This is a genomic window from Acinetobacter pittii (assembly GCF_022449185.1).
Taxonomy (GTDB): domain Bacteria; phylum Pseudomonadota; class Gammaproteobacteria; order Pseudomonadales; family Moraxellaceae; genus Acinetobacter; species Acinetobacter pittii_I.
Window position 1 is genome coordinate 133,810 of the sequence record NZ_JAKUKO010000001.1, and the last position, 15,201, is coordinate 149,010.

Here is a 15,201-nt window from a genome sequence, read left to right on the forward strand (position 1 = left end):
CGTTCTAAAATGAATTGAAAACGACACTAGTTTTATTTCTTTCTATATCAAGCCAGCTTAAAACAAACCTATTTTATTGCCTTGTAGCTCTTGCGCCAAGCTATAAGCCTGATGATCTGAGAACTTACTGATAATATCGAGGACTTGCATGATATTGCTGTAGTGATTATTGCTAAAGTTAGCACCATATAGATTAAGGATAGACATTAAACGTTGTTCCTTAAAGCTTAAAGATTTATGCGGAGTTGTGAGTGGTACAAATGCATCTAAAATCGTTTGTAAACTTTGGTGCGCAATAATTTCTAAACCAGACTTCTGCGGGTGCTCAAAAATTTTATCACGTGCCAGATTTTTGGCAGTTTCGATACCAATTGCAATATCTGGCGAACAATATTGCAAAAGATTTCCTTTAAGCTGACCTGTAATGATTTCGTAGTGATTTTTGGCAAAAGCCGTAGTGACTTCATCAACAAGACGTTTCATGACTCGACCACGTAATGCTGAGATCTTTTGTTGCCATGTACTGTTTGGATGAGACAACTCTTCAGGTTGACCATAGTCGGCAATAAGATTTAGGAATATTGGTTCAACTTCTTGGTAACTCAGCATATTTAAGACAATGCCATCTTCTAAATCAATGAGGGCATAGCAAATGTCATCAGCAGCTTCTAGCAGGTAAGTGAGTGGATGACGGCAATAATGATATTCGCCGAGTTGAATCAATCCAAGTTGTTCCGCAATCTGTTTTAAAATTTCTTTTTCAGACTGATAACAACCAAACTTTGCTCTTTGATGGGAAGGGCGGTCACCCTGCGAAGCAATTGTTTTTGAAAGCCATGGATATTTTAGATAAGCACCTAAAGTTGCATAAGTTAAGCGCATACCGCCATCATTTGGATGATAGTCAATGCGACTTAATAAACGTAATCCTTGAGCATTACCTTCAAACTGACGTACATCGGCTTCTTCTTCGGGACTTAGTTTCTTTAAAAAATCATCATGTGAAGCATCATCGAACCATTCGCGAATTGCGTATTCACCCGCATGTCCGAAAGGGGGATTACCTATATCGTGGGCCAGACAAGCTGCCTGAATAATTGCCCCGACATCGGCAGGTGAAATCCAGACGGGTAATTCATCTTTTATTTTTTCTGCGGCAAGCATACCCATTGAGCGACCAATGCAGGAAACTTCAAGGGAGTGTGTTAAGCGGGTATGAATGCCATCATGCTGTGCTAAAGGGTGAACTTGCGTCTTACGGTTTAACTGACGAAAACTTTGAGAAAATATAATGCGGTCATAATCTTTATGGAATGGGCTACGAGCCAGTTCTGTACTACTTTTCTTGCTACCTAAACGAACTGCGGAAAGCAGCTCTAACCAACGCATTTGTTCCATTTATCATTATTCAAAACTATAAAACCTGATCATGCCAAAAAAAACTTAAAAGCACTAGCTTGGTGCGACATAGTTTGTCTTAGTTCGGGTTTTATTATGTTATTGAATAAACATGCAACAATTTATTTTTAGCAAGAATGACTAAAAAAATGATTTTGAACAAAAAACAAATCACTTCTTGCAGAATTAGGTTACAGAATACTGATTCTACATCTAGCTGATTTTACCAAGAAGCAGTAGAATATGCGCTCTCTCTAAAGTCACATTGCGGTAAGGTTCACAAGACCTGCCCGTGGAGCCAAAATCAACATGTTTATCGTGGCCGGTGCAGCAGCACATTCTTCTTTTAAGAAAGCTCAACTATTAACACGTTTATCGTCAATTAGTTCTGTTCAATCTTTTGACAGCCAATGGGTCTATTTGTTTGATCAAGCGCTCAACGAGCAGCAACATCAATCTGCTTTGCAATTATTGAATGACGGTGAGTCTTTTGAACTTCGTCAATCTGCAAGTGATGAGATTCAGATTTTAGTTACACCACGTGTGGGTACTATTTCACCTTGGTCTTCTAAAGCAACTGATATTTTCAAAAACTGTAATACACCAGTACACCGTCTAGAACGTGGTCTTTTATTCACGTTAAAAGGCGTTACTGAAATTACTCATGAAGTTAAACAAGTACTTCATGACCGTATGACAGAAACAGTTTTTGCCCAAATTGAAGATGCAAAAGCATTATTTTCAGAAACAGCTCCAAAACCATTAAATTCAATTGATATCTTGGGCCAAGGCAAAGAAGCTTTGGTTAAAGCTAACAATGAGTTCGGTTTTGCGTTATCTGAACAAGAAATTGATTATTTAACAGAAGCATTCGGTAAGCTTGGTCGTAATCCAAATGATATCGAATTGATGATGTTTGCACAGGCGAACTCTGAACACTGTCGTCATAAAATCTTCGGTTCTGAATGGACAATTGATGGTGAAAAACAACCATTATCATTGTTCCAGATGATTAAAAACACTTATAAAGAATCTCCAACTGATGTTTTATCTGCATATAAAGATAACGCGTCTGTAATTGTTGGTTATGACACGATGCGTTTTTATCCAAAAGCGGATGAAAATGGTCACTTTGTTTATAAATATAAGAGCCAAGCAGCTCATATTTTAATGAAGGTTGAAACTCATAACCACCCAACAGCAATTTCTCCATTTGCTGGTGCTGCTACTGGTTCAGGCGGTGAAATCCGTGATGAAGGTGCAACTGGTCGTGGTGGTAAACCAAAAGCTGGTTTAACAGGCTTTACAGTTTCTAACTTAAATATTCCTGGTTTTGAACAACCTTGGGAAGAAAACTACGGTAAACCTTCACGTATGGCATCGCCATTACAAATCATGATTGAAGGTCCATTAGGTGGCGCGGCATTTAACAACGAATTCGGTCGTCCTGCATTAAATGGTTATTTCCGTACTTTCGAACAAAATGTAAATGGTGAAGTGAAGGGCTTCCATAAGCCAATCATGATCGCTGGTGGTTACGGTAACATTCGTCCTGACCATGTAGAAAAAGATGCGATTCAACCTGGTGACTTGCTCATTGTATTGGGTGGCCCTGCAATGTTAATCGGTCTTGGTGGTGGTGCAGCATCTTCTGTAGATAGCGGTACAATGGGTGAAAGTCTTGATTTCGCATCTGTACAACGTGAAAACCCAGAAATGGAACGCCGTTGTCAAGAAGTGATCGATACGTGCTGGCGCTTAGAAGACTTCAACCCTATCGTTTCTGTACACGACGTTGGTGCGGGTGGTTTATCAAATGCTATGCCTGAACTTGTGAATGATCATGAGTTAGGTGCAGTTCTTAACCTTCGTAAGATTCCTTCATTAGAACCGGGCATGAGCCCAATGGAAATCTGGTCAAATGAAGCACAAGAGCGTTATGTTCTTGCAATTCGTCCAGAATCATTAGAACAGTTCGAATCAATCTGTGCTCGTGAACGTTGTCCATTTGCCGTGTTGGGTGAAGCAACTGAAGCTCGTCATTTAACTGTTGAAGATCCATTGTTCCAGAACAATGCTGTTGATATCCCAATGCAAGTGATGCTTGGTGGTACACCGCGTATGCAACGTTCTTATGAAACAATTGAGCGTAAAGGTAACGAGTTTGACGCTTCAAAAGTTGATTTGAAAGATGCGATTTTCCGTGTATTGAAAAATCCTACAGTTGCTTCTAAATCATTCTTGATCACCATTGGTGACCGCTCAATTACAGGTATGGTTGCGCGTGACCAAATGGTTGGTCGTTGGCAGATTCCTGTTGCGGATGCAGCAGTAACGACTACAAGCTTACAAGGTTTCACTGGTGAAGCAATGGCGATGGGTGAACGTCCACCAGTTGCATTGTTAAATCCAGCAGCATCTGCTCGTTTGGCAGTTGCTGAAGCAATTACTAATATTGCATGTGCAAACATTGAACAAATTAGCGATATCAAACTTTCTGCAAACTGGATGGCTGCTGCTGGTCAAAAAGGTGAAGACCAAGCATTGTTTGAAGGCGTGAAAGCGATTGGTATGGAAATGTGTCCTGCTTTAGGAATTGCGATTCCTGTAGGTAAAGACTCGCTTTCAATGCGTACAACTTGGAACGAAAACGGGGAAGATAAAGCTGTAACATCTCCAATGACAGGTGTAATTACAGCATTTGCTCCAGTAACAGATGTTCGTAAAACTTTAACACCTGAACTTAAGAATTCAGAAGATTCAGTACTTGTACGTATTGATTTATCTAAAGGCCAGTTCCGTTTAGGTGGTTCGATTCTTGCGCAAGTATATAAAGCAATCGGTTCAATCACTCCAGACGTTGATAGTTTTGATGATTTCAAAGCGTTCTTTGCTTTAATTCAAGATTGGAACAACCGTGGCTTGATTCAAGCTTACCATGACATCGGTGATGGTGGTTTACTCGCAACTGTTGCTGAAATGATGTTCGCTGCACGTTTAGGTGTTGCATTAGAAGACCAAACTCCAGCAAGTTTATTTGCTGAAGAAATTGGTGCAGTTCTTCAAATTAAGGCAACTGATTGGGACGCTTTACAAGCAGAAGTTGCTGCATCTAGCTTGAAAGATGCAATTGCTGTAGTTGGTCGTGTAAACAACACAGATCAATTATCTGTAAATGGTTTGACTTTAGAGCGTGCAGAATTGCAACAAGCTTGGTCTGAGGTATCTCATCAGATCCAACGTTTACGTGATAACGTAGAAACTGCTGACCAAGAATTTGCTTTAATTGCAGATAAATCACATCAAGGCTTAATTGCTAAACCAACATTTGACTTGAATGAACCTATTGAAGCACCGTTCATTAACACACGTCGTCCTAATATGGCGATCTTGCGTGAGCAAGGTGTAAACGGTCATATTGAAATGGCAGCAGCCTTTGATAAGGTTGGTTTCAATACCGTTGACGTGCACATGAGTGATTTACTTGCTGGTCGCGTTAGTCTAAGTGATTTTGAAGGTTTAGTAACTTGTGGTGGTTTCTCTTACGGTGACGTAATGGGTGCTGGCGGTGGTTGGGCAAAATCTGTATTGTTCAATGCGAAATTACGTGATCAGTTTGAACAGTTCTTCCATCGTGAAGATACGTTCAGCTTAGGTATCTGTAATGGTTGCCAAATGTTGTCACAATTAGCGCCACTTATTCCAGGTGCTGAGCACTGGCCACGTTTCCACCGCAATATGTCAGAAGTTTTTGAAGCTCGTAGTGTAAACGTTCGTGTTGAAAAATCTGTTTCTGTATTGCTTAATGGAATGGAAGGTTCGATTTTACCGATTGCTGTAGCACACGGTGAGGGTCGTGCAGTTGCAAGTGAAGCTGATATTGCAGGCTTGAATGCAGCTAACCAAGTTGCTTTGCGTTATGTTGACAGCCATGGTAACCCGACTCAACATTATCCATTGAACCCGAATGGTTCGCCGGAAGCGATTACTGGTGTAACATCTAAAGATGGTCGTGCAACGATTATGATGCCGCATCCAGAGCGTACTTTCCGCGCAATTCAACACTCTTGGAGTCCAGAAGAGTGGACTGAAGATGGTGCATGGTTACGTATGTTCCGTAACGCACGTAAGTTTATTGGTTAATAGAAAAATTGAAATAAGCCACCGTAAGGTGGCTTATTTGTATGTAGTACAATATTAATAAATAGTAGAGAAGAAAAATGAAATCAAAAATCCATTTCCGCGAGTTCGCATTACTAATGGCATTGCTCATGTCTATTGTTTCTTTTTCAATAGATGCAGTCCTACCTGCTTTAGGTGAGATTGGACGAGTTTTTGACTTAAAAAATAATAATCAAACCCAGTGGGTCATTATTGGTATCTTCTCTGGTATGACAATTGGTCAATTGATTGCTGGCCCTCTATCCGATGCGATTGGTCGTAAACGCATTTTATTTACCGGTATTATCATCTACTTTTTAGGAAGTTTACTGTGCTTTACCACACAAAGTTTTGAATGGTTTTTAGTGGGCCGTTTCATTCAAGGTATTGGGGTTTCTGGGCCTTATGTTGCTTCTGTTTCAATTGTTAGAGATAAATACAGCGGTGCTCAAATGGCCCGTATCATGTCTTTAATTATGATGGTGTTTATGGTTGCGCCAGCGATTGCACCAAGTCTGGGACAACTCATTATCCATTTCTTTGGTTGGCGTGAGATCTTTGTTTTATATATGGTCTATGCCACAGTTGTCGGGGCATGGGTCGCTTTACGTTTGGAAGAGACGTTACTTCCCGAAAATCGTTTACCTATGCGCCTGCAAGCATTTCAAGAAGGCTTTAAAGAAGTGGTGAGTAACAAAACCACCATGAGCTATTTGCTATGTGCAGGTTTCTGTTTTGGTGGATTTATTGGTTACTTAGGTACTTCTCAGCAAATTTTTATGCAGCAGTTTGGTAAAACAGGGCAAGAGTTTAGCGCTTATTTTGCTGTGCTTGCAGGTGTGATGGGAATCGCTTCATTTACAAACTCTAAAATTGTTATGAAGTTTGGTATGCGTCCAATCTGTATTTATGGCTTTCTAGGTTTGTGCCTAATTTCTTTGATTTTCTTAGGAATTCAACTTTTAGGTGTGGCTGTTTCATTTTGGCTGTTTATGCTTTATGCCTGCATTTTATTTTTATTATTTGGAACTTTATTTGGTAATTTAAACGCGATTGCAATGGAACCAATGGGGCATGTTGCTGGTATGGCTTCGGCTATTATTGGTGCAGCATCCTCTGTTTTGTCACTTATTCTTGCATCTATTATTGGGCAATTATATGACGGTACATTAATACCAATGACTGGCGGTTTCGTTATTTTATGTGGTTTAGCATTTATGATGACAATATATGAAAACAGATATTTAAAGAAATCGAATGCTTAAAATTATAAAGATGCAGTTAGCACACTGAATTTTAAAATTTTGTTCAGAATAAGAACTACATATAAATGAGTGTAGCTGTTTTAAGCATTTTATAAAAATTATAAGCCTATAGACATGCGCCTATTTAACACTTTATAGTTTGTTCAAGATTGGATCAATTTTTGCTTTCTCTGTAACAACGATAAAAATCGGAGATCAAAATGATGAAAAATAAGTATCACATAAGAACAATGTATACCAAAGATAAGGGCTGGCGCTTGTTTGGCTTGGCGCTTGCCATTCAAATCCTCTTTATTGGAGTAAATTATTTGGTAATGATGAGCTGACTTTGATTTAGAAGCTTTTTTAAAGGTATGATTTAAAGCTAGTTCACTAGTTTCGAGCCATTCTACTTATGTTAAAGCTGATTTATTACGTACCTGAGTCACATCTTGAGTCGACAAAACAAGCTATTTTTTCTGCTGGTGCGGGTGGTATCGGTAATTATGAACACTGTGCATGGCAGGTGAAAGGAACAGGACAATTTAAACCAGTCAAAGGTGCAGATCCTTATATCGGAGAGCTGGGTGAACTCGAACAAGTTGATGAGTGGCGTGTAGAAACAATTGTAATTGAAGAAAATGCAAAGGCTGTAGCAAAAGCATTAAAGGCAAGCCATCCTTATGAAGAGCCTGCCTTTGAGTTTATTCAAATCATAGAAATTGATTTTAATTAAACTGTGAGAAATCTGGTTTACGTTTTTGCATAAATGCTTGTACAGCTTCTAGCATTTCTGGAGATTGAACGCGCTGCATAAAGATTTCAGCTTCATGATCAATACATCCAATAATTTGATCTAAATCATGTTTCATCAATGCTTTGGTTTGTTTTAATGAGGCAAGTGGTAAAGCTGCTAAATGTTGAGCAGTTGCCTGAGCAGATGCATAAGCATCTTCAACAACTTCATTCACTAAACCTGCTTGGACGGCAGTTTCTGCATTAAATTTTTTCGCTGTAAATAGAAGTTCAGCTGCTTTGTGATAACCCGCTTGTTTAACCAATAGTTGGCTTGCACCACCTTCTGGTGAAAGACCAAGACTAACAAATGGAATTTGGAAAAGAGCAGTGTTGTCAGCAAAAACTAAATCTGCGTGTAATAAAATCGTAACACCAATACCAATTGCCACACCTTTTACTGCAATAATAAGCGGCTTCGATAATCTAGCAGCAGATTTAAGGAGTACAAATGGAGGAACTTGACCTGCCGGACCAGCATTAGGATTTTGTACAAAACCCATAAAATCTTTCATGTCATTCCCAGCGGTAAAATCTTGCTCTACGCCACGAAGAACGATTACTCGTACATCTTTGTCTTGGTTAGCTTCATCAAGTGCTTTAGCAATCCATAAATAAAGTTCGCCATACAGCGCATTTTTTGCTTCTGGACGATTTATGGCTAAGGTGAGTACGCCACCTTCTAAATTTGCGTGTAAATGTTGATGAGGTTGTTGAATACAGCTAAGTGTCATCGTACTATCCTTGCTTTAAACCACGTTGTTAATTTTTAGGTTCTCATTATGGCGCATATTCTTTCTAATGCGAGTAACTGGTGAGTTCATAAAAAGTGAAAATCTAATTATGTATAAATTTGACTATCTCGTTTTTATAGGGCGTTTTCAACCATTTCATTTGGCTCATATGCAGACAATTGAAATTGCCTTACAACAAAGCCACTATGTCGTTTTGGCATTAGGCTCTGCTCAAATGGAACGTAATATTAAAAATCCGTTCTTAGCAGTAGAGCGTGAGCAAATGATCTTGTCAAATTTCTCATTAGAAGAACAAAAACGCATTCGTTTTGTACATGTAGTAGATGTTTATAATGACGAAAAATGGGTAAAACAAGTCAAATCTTTAGTGAATGGCGTAATTGAACCGAACTCAAAAGTTGGTTTGATTGGACACTTTAAGGATGAGTCTTCCTATTATTTGCGACTATTTCCTGAGTGGATTATGGTTGAACTTGATAGTTTAAAGGACTCTATTTCGGCAACACCAATGCGTGAAGCTTATTATCGTGGTGAAATCCAAACGGAATTTTTCCCTGTAGGTACTATTCAATTTTTGGATGAATTTAAAAAAACACGCACTTATCAACAGTTGCAACAACGCTTTGAAGAAGATGATCGCTCTAATTTAGATGATTTTGAGTAAGTGCATATAAATTAAGCATCTGCCCAAAAGATAATTCGGTTGGAAAAAGGATCGGTGATGCTGAGTTCAAGTGTTTCCCAATCTGTTTTTTCAACTTGAGGCTTAGAAAATTTATAATCTTTTTTGCTTAGTTCACTGTGCAACTCATAGATATGTTCCCAATAGATACGGATCGCACTATGTGGACTTGCATCACCAAAATGCTCGGATAAATGAATAACACAATCATCTTTAGAAATTTGTAAATATAACGGGAAGTTATCTTCAAATTGATGTTGCCAATCAAGCTGAAAACCTAAGAACTCAAGATAAAATGATTGAGCTAACTCGACATCAAAAATTCTTAAAATAGGGGTGATCGAACCTGATTGCATCTTTTTTCCTTTTAACGTGTACCAAATTGTTGAGTCCAATAGCTCTTTTGTTTTACAGATTGATCAGAAGCACAAGCAATTGCATAGGTTGTAAATTTAGGGTTCATTAGGTTACTACAATGTAAGGGGCTCGATAGCCATCTAGACATCACTTCATCTAATGTTTTCTGTCCACTCGCGACATTTTCACCATTGGCTTTACCGAGTGTATTATAAATTTTTAAACGTGATTTTAAATCTAGCCCCGTGGAGCCAACATGTCCGAGAAAGTTGTGTGTTGCCATATCTTCACTATGAGAAAGTGCACCTTTATATAAATTATTACTCCAACTCAGTGGTCTGGTTGCAGAGAAATGTTGTTGTCCACATTGGCGTGATTGCTGGCGAATCTGATTAATTATTTTAAGTACAGCTTGTTGATAGGCGGGGTTTTGTAAATCTTGGCAACTTATTTTTATAGGTGGAGTTTCAACTTGTGTGGTAGATGGTGTAATTGAGGGCGGCATACTGGAAGAACTAAAAGAGCATGCAGAAATAACAAGACCACTAGACAGTAAATTACAAACTTTGAGCAGACTCATGTAAATACCTTAGCGTGAATTATTCTAATGTCTTTATCATACGCCAAAGTAAAGGAGTAAGTAATTTGTTCATATACAAAAAACGAGCATTATGCCCGCTTTTTGTTTCTTAAGTTTATTAAGCTGTTTGTAGAGCTTTTAAGTCTTCTAGAACTTGCTCTGCATGCCCAGCTGCTTTAACTTTGCGATAGCTTTTAACTAAAGTTTTGTTATGGAAAATAAAAGTAGAACGTTCAATACCCATGACTTTTTTACCATACATATTCTTTTCTTTAATCACATCAAAGTGATTACAAAGAATTTCTTCTTTATCACTGATCAGATCAATAGTAAGTGCTTGCTTCTCTGTAAAATTTTGATGGGCTTTTACCGAGTCACGTGAAATACCGAAAATACGGGCACCTAAAGCATCAAACTGATCTTTCAAACAAGAAAAACCCACTGCTTGTGTTGTACACCCTGGTGTTGAATCTTTAGGATAGAAGTAAATAATTAGCCATTCATTTTCGACTTCAGTCAAGTTCACTTCGCCGTGTGTAGTAGGGAACACCTGATTTGGCAGTTGAATATTCTCAGACATTTCTTATCCTTTAAAAGTTAAATTTGATCTAATTCAAGTGGTAAAAAAGCGTATTCCTCATGATAAACAATATTGAGTTTTCTTACAGGGATTGCTTTGTTAAAAATTGGCCCATCAATCACGGTCGTATGAAATTCACCGCCCTCACCACATGGATCAATGCCACGGTTCTCAAGCTCTTGGATATATTCTAAAGTTAAGGTTTTACCTAAATCTTCTATATTCATCCCGAGTTTAAGGTTTACGGTCACCACTATGCTCTGGAATCCAAGTTGAATAAATTCTTCAACAACTTCACGGTGCGGACGTAGCCAAAGAGGCATTGCTAATTGAAGACCTACTTGTTGCGTTACTCGATCATGCCAACAGCCGTGTTCAGGCATATCAAGGTCACCTGTAACCAGTACCTCGGCTCCTTGTTGCTTTGCTTGATTGAGTAATTCAATAAACTTTACTTCATAGTCATTCCAACTTGATGAAGCCATAAACACGGGCAAGCTGATTGCTTTAGCTTGCGCTTGAATAATATCAAGAGGCATGGCATGTGAGCGAGAACGTTGGCCTTGTTCTTCTAGCATTACGATCAACCCAATCACTTCGCCTGTCTGCATTGCATGGTAGAGTGCTAGAGAACTATCTTTGCCTCCACTAAATGAGACAATAGACCTTTTATGGTTAGCATTAGTTTTCCATTGTTCTTGCATGGCTTACATCAAATGAATTGGTCAAAAGTGCTGTTATTTTAACAGAGCTATAAAAAAAGCCTGCATAAATGCAGGCTTAATTTAGAACATCAAAATCTTATTTTTTAGGAGCTTGTTGTTGAGCTGCCTTCATTGCATCTTCAGTTAACTTTTCAAGCTTAGTTGTTAACTGAGGACCAAAACATGCTTTAAGATCACGGTTTTGTTGTTGTACAAATCCTAGAGAACTTGGGCTTTTCTTCGCATTGATTGCGCTTTGGATTTCCCATTTTTGTGCTTCAGTCACTTTACCTTGTGCTTCAACTTGGCAGCTACAAAATTTGCTAACTTCAGATGAACTTAACTTGCCGCCTTTAGCAGTTTGTTCTTTACAAACGTTAACTAATGCACCTTTAACGTTAGTGCTTTTATATGCAGCTTGAACTGGGTTTTCAGCTGCTTGAGCTGAACCAGCCATAAGTGCAGCTGCTGAGAATAAAGATGAAAGAATAAGATTTGATTTTAACAACTTCATAAATTTTACCTACTTATTACGGTATATAGCGTGTTGGATCGGTAACACCAGCATCGATAAAGCCTTCTTTACGCAAACGGCAACTGTCACATTTACCACACGCACGTCCTTGAGCATCTGCTTGGTAGCAAGATACCGTTTGACTATAGTCTACGCCATGTTCAATCCCTAAACGTATGATATTCGCTTTGGATAAATGTAACAGGGGTGTTTCAAATTTAAGTGGTTTTCCTTCTACGCCAGCTTTAGTTGCTAAACGGGCCATATTCGCAAAAGCATCAATAAATTCAGGGCGACAATCAGGATATCCTGAATAATCAACAGCATTGATACCAATAACAATAGCTTCAGCATTAAATACTTCAGCTGCTGCTAGAGCATATGAGAGGAAAATAGTGTTACGCGCTGGTACATAAGTTACAGGAATACCTTCTTGTAACTGTTCTGGTACTGCAATGTTGTGATCTGTAAGTGCTGATCCACCTAAATTTGCTAGATCAATATTAATTACACGATGTTCAACACCTGAACGCTGAGCTAATGCTTTTGCAGCATCAAGTTCAGTGGTTGAGCGTTGACCATACATAAAACTAATAGCAATACATTCATAGCGCGCTTGTGCCCAAGCTAGGCAAGTGGTTGAGTCTAAGCCGCCTGAAAGTAAAACAATGGCACGAGAGCGCATATTTTTCTCCATATTCGGAATGATTTATTTTATTGAGTGATTAACGACCTGATTCATCGTTCCAAAGCAGTTTATGTAACTGAAGTTGGAAACGAACAGGTAATTTATCATCAAGTATCCACTGTGCCAGATCACGTGCTAGACGTGGCAGGCCTACAGCACCTTTTTCAACCGCAAAAGCAGGGGAGAACCAAACGGTACTGACTTTGGTTTGCAGTTGATATTTTTCAACTTGTTGCTTTGACCATTCATAGTCTTTGCGATTACAAATCACAAATTTGATTTGGTCACGTGTTGTTAAATGGTCAAGATTACTGATGAGATTACGATGTTCTTCACCAGAAGTTGGAGTCTTTAAATCGAGGACTTTTGAAACACGGGGATCCACTCTTGATACATCAAGAGCGCCACTGGTTTCTAAAGAGACGTCAAAACCTGCCTCACATAAACGTTGTAATAAAATCAAACAGTTTGGCTGAGCAAGAGGTTCACCACCTGTCACACAAATATAAGGTGTTTGAAATTGTGTAGCTGTTTCAATGATATGTTCAAGTGAAAAACGTTCGCCACCCTCAAAGGAATAGGTGGTATCGCAATAGCTACAACGTAATGGACAGCCTGTTAGACGAATAAATACAGTCGGTAGGCCAGAGGCATTTGCTTCACCCTGCAACGAGTAAAAAATCTCGGTAATGCGTAAACCGGACGCAGGGTCTGAGACAGGAATTGCAGAGGAACGTAAGGAAGCCATTCTAGAAATACCACACTATATAAAAAATAAAATCTCTACGATCAGTTTGATCGTAGAGATGAGGAGCGATTAAAGCTCCGCAACAGAGTTATAACAAATTAGTCAGCGCGTAACAAATCGTTCAAGCTTGTTTTTGAGCGTGTTTGCGCATCAACTTTTTTCACGATAATTGCAGCATATAAGCTGTAAGTACCACATTTAGATGGCAAGCTGCCTGAAACTACAACTGAACCTGCTGGTACACGACCATAATGGATTTCGCCAGTTTCACGGTCATAAATTTTAGTTGATTGACCAATGAAAACGCCCATTGAAATGACTGAGCCTTCTTCAACGATTACGCCTTCAACGATTTCTGAACGTGCACCGATAAAGCAGTTGTCTTCAATAATGGTTGGGTTAGCTTGTAATGGTTCTAAAACACCACCAATACCTACACCACCAGACAAGTGAACATTTTTACCGATTTGAGCACATGAGCCTACAGTTGCCCATGTATCAACCATTGTGCCTTCATCTACATAAGCGCCAATGTTGACATAAGATGGCATTAACACCACGTTTTTAGCTTGGAAGCTACCACGACGTGCTACAGCAGGAGGAACAACACGAACACCTGCAGCTTTAAATTGCTCTTCAGTCCAACCAGAGAATTTAGTTTCAACTTTGTCATAGAAACGAAGATCACATGACTCGATTGGTTTATTGTCATTCAGTTTAAATGATAATAAAACAGCTTTTTTTAACCATTGATGAACAACCCATTCACCATTGATTTTTTCAGCAACTCGAAGTGTACCGTTATCTAAACCAGCAATTGCTTCTTCAACAGCTTGGCGAATTTCGCTTGAACAATCTGCTGCAGTAAAATTTGCGCGGTCTTCAAATGCTTGCTCAATGATCGTAGAAAGCTGAGACATGATCTTCCTTCCATAAAAAATTTTAAAGATTTTACACTAATTTGTGACAAGAATCTTTCAAAAAACGTGTTACGTTTGATTGATGATATAAATGAGGTAAATCAAAATAAGCTTATTAGATAATCAAGTGTTTTTTACACAAAAATGATTTGAAAATAAAAATTTAACTCAATTTGTATCAAAAAATAACAGAAATCTAGCATTTTTTGTATAAAAAAGAATCTAAGCTGTCATTATTATGATTTCAGTCACAAGATGAATAAATTAAAAACAGAGCCTTTTTGAGGAGAAAACTATGAAAGCATTACGTGTATTAGTCACTACAACAGCTTTATTTGCTGCTGGCGCTGCTATGGCAGATGAAGCCGTTGTTCATGACAGCTACGCATTTGACAAAAACCAATTAATTCCTGTGGGGGCACGTGCTGAGGTCGGTACAACTGGTTACGGTGGTGCTTTATTATGGCAAGCAAACCCATATGTAGGTTTGGCTCTTGGTTATAATGGTGGTGACATTTCTTGGTCTGATGACGTAAAAGTAAACGGCTCAACTTATGACCTAGATATGGACAATAACAATGTCTATTTAAATGCTGAGATTCGTCCATGGGGTGCAAGTACTAACCGTTGGGCTCAAGGCTTATATGTAGCTGCTGGTGCAGCATATCTTGATAATGATTATGATTTAACTCGTAACGTTGATGCAACTCGTTCATTCCGCGTAAATAACCAAGACTTTATTGCGGGTGCAGACGGTGTGAAAATTAATGGTCAAATGTCTTACAAAAATGACATCGCTCCATACTTAGGTTTTGGTTTTGCACCTAAAATCAATAAAAACTGGGGTGTATTCGGTGAAGTAGGTGCTTATTACACTGGTAACCCAACAGTTAAACTTGTTTCAACAGGTTCAGCAGTTACAACTGGTGATCAATCACTTGAAGAAGCAGTAAATGCGGAAGCTCGTAAAATCGCGAATGACGATAAATACCAATGGTTACCAGTTGGTAAAGTTGGTGTGAACTTCTACTGGTAAGATCACAAAGAAAAAACGAGCTACGGCTCGTTTTTTTTG

General features: G+C 38.8%; 16 protein-coding genes. 6 read left to right on the forward strand and 10 right to left on the reverse strand.

The genetic code is table 11. The features are described 5' to 3' along the window. Positions 1-57: 57 nt before the first annotated feature. Positions 58-1,398, reverse strand: coding sequence for a deoxyguanosinetriphosphate triphosphohydrolase (dgt, locus tag MKX14_RS00580; protein WP_005067780.1), 1,341 nt, complete (start codon positions 1,396-1,398; stop codon positions 58-60). Positions 1,399-1,707: 309 nt separating this feature from the next. Between dgt and purL the strand changes: the two genes are divergently transcribed. The 4 genes from purL (at position 1,708) to MKX14_RS00595 (ending at position 7,539) form a co-directional block, all read left to right on the forward strand. After that, positions 1,708-5,541 carry a phosphoribosylformylglycinamidine synthase gene (gene purL / locus MKX14_RS00585; RefSeq protein WP_240281508.1) on the forward strand — a complete coding sequence of 1,278 codons (3,834 nt, stop codon included), beginning with the start codon at positions 1,708-1,710 and terminating at the stop codon, positions 5,539-5,541. A 77-nt stretch (positions 5,542-5,618) separates the two neighbouring features. Next, positions 5,619-6,824, forward strand: a complete 1,206-nt coding sequence (locus tag MKX14_RS00590) for a multidrug effflux MFS transporter (RefSeq protein WP_240281509.1) — start codon at positions 5,619-5,621, stop codon at positions 6,822-6,824. A gap of 200 nt (positions 6,825-7,024) precedes the next feature. Beyond that, positions 7,025-7,150, forward strand: a complete 126-nt coding sequence (locus MKX14_RS18230) for a KGW motif small protein (RefSeq protein WP_031944991.1) — start codon at positions 7,025-7,027, stop codon at positions 7,148-7,150. A gap of 68 nt (positions 7,151-7,218) precedes the next feature. Beyond that, entirely contained in the window at positions 7,219-7,539 is a 321-nt protein-coding gene (locus MKX14_RS00595; protein WP_017480563.1) for an NIF3 1, read from the forward strand. On the opposite strand, the gene MKX14_RS00600 is transcribed toward MKX14_RS00595, so the two are convergent. Then, positions 7,532-8,332, reverse strand: coding sequence for an enoyl-CoA hydratase (locus MKX14_RS00600; protein WP_240281510.1), 801 nt, complete (start codon positions 8,330-8,332; stop codon positions 7,532-7,534). The two genes, MKX14_RS00595 and MKX14_RS00600, sit on opposite strands and share 8 nt — an antisense overlap. Positions 8,333-8,441: 109 nt before the next feature. On the opposite strand from MKX14_RS00600, the gene MKX14_RS00605 reads away from it, so the two are divergent. Further along, positions 8,442-9,017, forward strand: coding sequence for a nicotinate-nicotinamide nucleotide adenylyltransferase (locus tag MKX14_RS00605; protein ID WP_002119001.1), 576 nt, complete (start codon positions 8,442-8,444; stop codon positions 9,015-9,017). Between the two features lie 11 nt (positions 9,018-9,028). Here the strand turns inward: MKX14_RS00605 and MKX14_RS00610 are convergent, their stop codons facing one another. From MKX14_RS00610 to dapD, 8 genes are all read right to left on the reverse strand, one after another. Then, entirely contained in the window at positions 9,029-9,391 is a 363-nt protein-coding gene (locus MKX14_RS00610) for a glyoxalase superfamily protein (protein ID WP_002118499.1), read from the reverse strand. Positions 9,392-9,402: 11 nt separating this feature from the next. After that, on the reverse strand, positions 9,403-9,972 hold the full coding sequence (locus tag MKX14_RS00615) for a CAP domain-containing protein (protein ID WP_240281511.1): 570 nt from the start codon (positions 9,970-9,972) through the stop codon (positions 9,403-9,405). Positions 9,973-10,090: 118 nt separating this feature from the next. Next, positions 10,091-10,552, reverse strand: a complete 462-nt coding sequence (bcp, locus tag MKX14_RS00620; RefSeq protein ID WP_002118936.1) for a peroxiredoxin — start codon at positions 10,550-10,552, stop codon at positions 10,091-10,093. Positions 10,553-10,569: 17 nt separating this feature from the next. Next, positions 10,570-11,256, reverse strand: coding sequence for a diphthine--ammonia ligase (locus MKX14_RS00625; protein WP_240281512.1), 687 nt, complete (start codon positions 11,254-11,256; stop codon positions 10,570-10,572). A 97-nt stretch (positions 11,257-11,353) separates the two neighbouring features. Beyond that, a complete protein-coding gene (locus tag MKX14_RS00630; protein WP_005073124.1) occupies positions 11,354-11,770 on the reverse strand; it encodes a hypothetical protein in 417 nt (138 codons plus the stop codon). 16 nt (positions 11,771-11,786) lie between these two features. Then, positions 11,787-12,455, reverse strand: a complete 669-nt coding sequence (queC, locus tag MKX14_RS00635) for a 7-cyano-7-deazaguanine synthase QueC (RefSeq protein ID WP_002118843.1) — start codon at positions 12,453-12,455, stop codon at positions 11,787-11,789. A gap of 40 nt (positions 12,456-12,495) precedes the next feature. After that, positions 12,496-13,206, reverse strand: coding sequence for a 7-carboxy-7-deazaguanine synthase QueE (gene queE / locus MKX14_RS00640; RefSeq protein WP_057077218.1), 711 nt, complete (start codon positions 13,204-13,206; stop codon positions 12,496-12,498). A gap of 98 nt (positions 13,207-13,304) precedes the next feature. Beyond that, entirely contained in the window at positions 13,305-14,126 is an 822-nt protein-coding gene (gene dapD, locus MKX14_RS00645) for a 2,3,4,5-tetrahydropyridine-2,6-dicarboxylate N-succinyltransferase (protein WP_002118664.1), read from the reverse strand. Positions 14,127-14,421: 295 nt separating this feature from the next. On the opposite strand from dapD, the gene carO reads away from it, so the two are divergent. Then, positions 14,422-15,162, forward strand: a complete 741-nt coding sequence (carO, locus tag MKX14_RS00650; RefSeq protein WP_240281513.1) for an ornithine uptake porin CarO type 3 — start codon at positions 14,422-14,424, stop codon at positions 15,160-15,162. Positions 15,163-15,201: the final 39 nt, after the last annotated feature.

Excerpts from the sequence above, each read along its gene's own strand:
- dgt (WP_005067780.1), bottom strand. The coding sequence starts at position 1,398 with ATGGAACAAATGCGTTGGTTAGAGCTGCTTTCCGCAGTTCGTTTAGGT.
- purL (WP_240281508.1), top strand. The coding sequence starts at position 1,708 with ATGTTTATCGTGGCCGGTGCAGCAGCACATTCTTCTTTTAAGAAAGCT.
- MKX14_RS00590 (WP_240281509.1), top strand. The coding sequence starts at position 5,619 with ATGAAATCAAAAATCCATTTCCGCGAGTTCGCATTACTAATGGCATTG.
- MKX14_RS18230 (WP_031944991.1), top strand. The coding sequence starts at position 7,025 with ATGATGAAAAATAAGTATCACATAAGAACAATGTATACCAAAGATAAG.
- MKX14_RS00595 (WP_017480563.1), top strand. The coding sequence starts at position 7,219 with ATGTTAAAGCTGATTTATTACGTACCTGAGTCACATCTTGAGTCGACA.
- MKX14_RS00600 (WP_240281510.1), bottom strand. The coding sequence starts at position 8,332 with ATGACACTTAGCTGTATTCAACAACCTCATCAACATTTACACGCAAAT.
- MKX14_RS00605 (WP_002119001.1), top strand. The coding sequence starts at position 8,442 with ATGTATAAATTTGACTATCTCGTTTTTATAGGGCGTTTTCAACCATTT.
- MKX14_RS00610 (WP_002118499.1), bottom strand. The coding sequence starts at position 9,391 with ATGCAATCAGGTTCGATCACCCCTATTTTAAGAATTTTTGATGTCGAG.
- MKX14_RS00615 (WP_240281511.1), bottom strand. The coding sequence starts at position 9,972 with ATGAGTCTGCTCAAAGTTTGTAATTTACTGTCTAGTGGTCTTGTTATT.
- bcp (WP_002118936.1), bottom strand. The coding sequence starts at position 10,552 with ATGTCTGAGAATATTCAACTGCCAAATCAGGTGTTCCCTACTACACAC.
- MKX14_RS00625 (WP_240281512.1), bottom strand. The coding sequence starts at position 11,256 with ATGCAAGAACAATGGAAAACTAATGCTAACCATAAAAGGTCTATTGTC.
- MKX14_RS00630 (WP_005073124.1), bottom strand. The coding sequence starts at position 11,770 with ATGAAGTTGTTAAAATCAAATCTTATTCTTTCATCTTTATTCTCAGCA.
- queC (WP_002118843.1), bottom strand. The coding sequence starts at position 12,455 with ATGCGCTCTCGTGCCATTGTTTTACTTTCAGGCGGCTTAGACTCAACC.
- queE (WP_057077218.1), bottom strand. The coding sequence starts at position 13,206 with ATGGCTTCCTTACGTTCCTCTGCAATTCCTGTCTCAGACCCTGCGTCC.
- dapD (WP_002118664.1), bottom strand. The coding sequence starts at position 14,126 with ATGTCTCAGCTTTCTACGATCATTGAGCAAGCATTTGAAGACCGCGCA.
- carO (WP_240281513.1), top strand. The coding sequence starts at position 14,422 with ATGAAAGCATTACGTGTATTAGTCACTACAACAGCTTTATTTGCTGCT.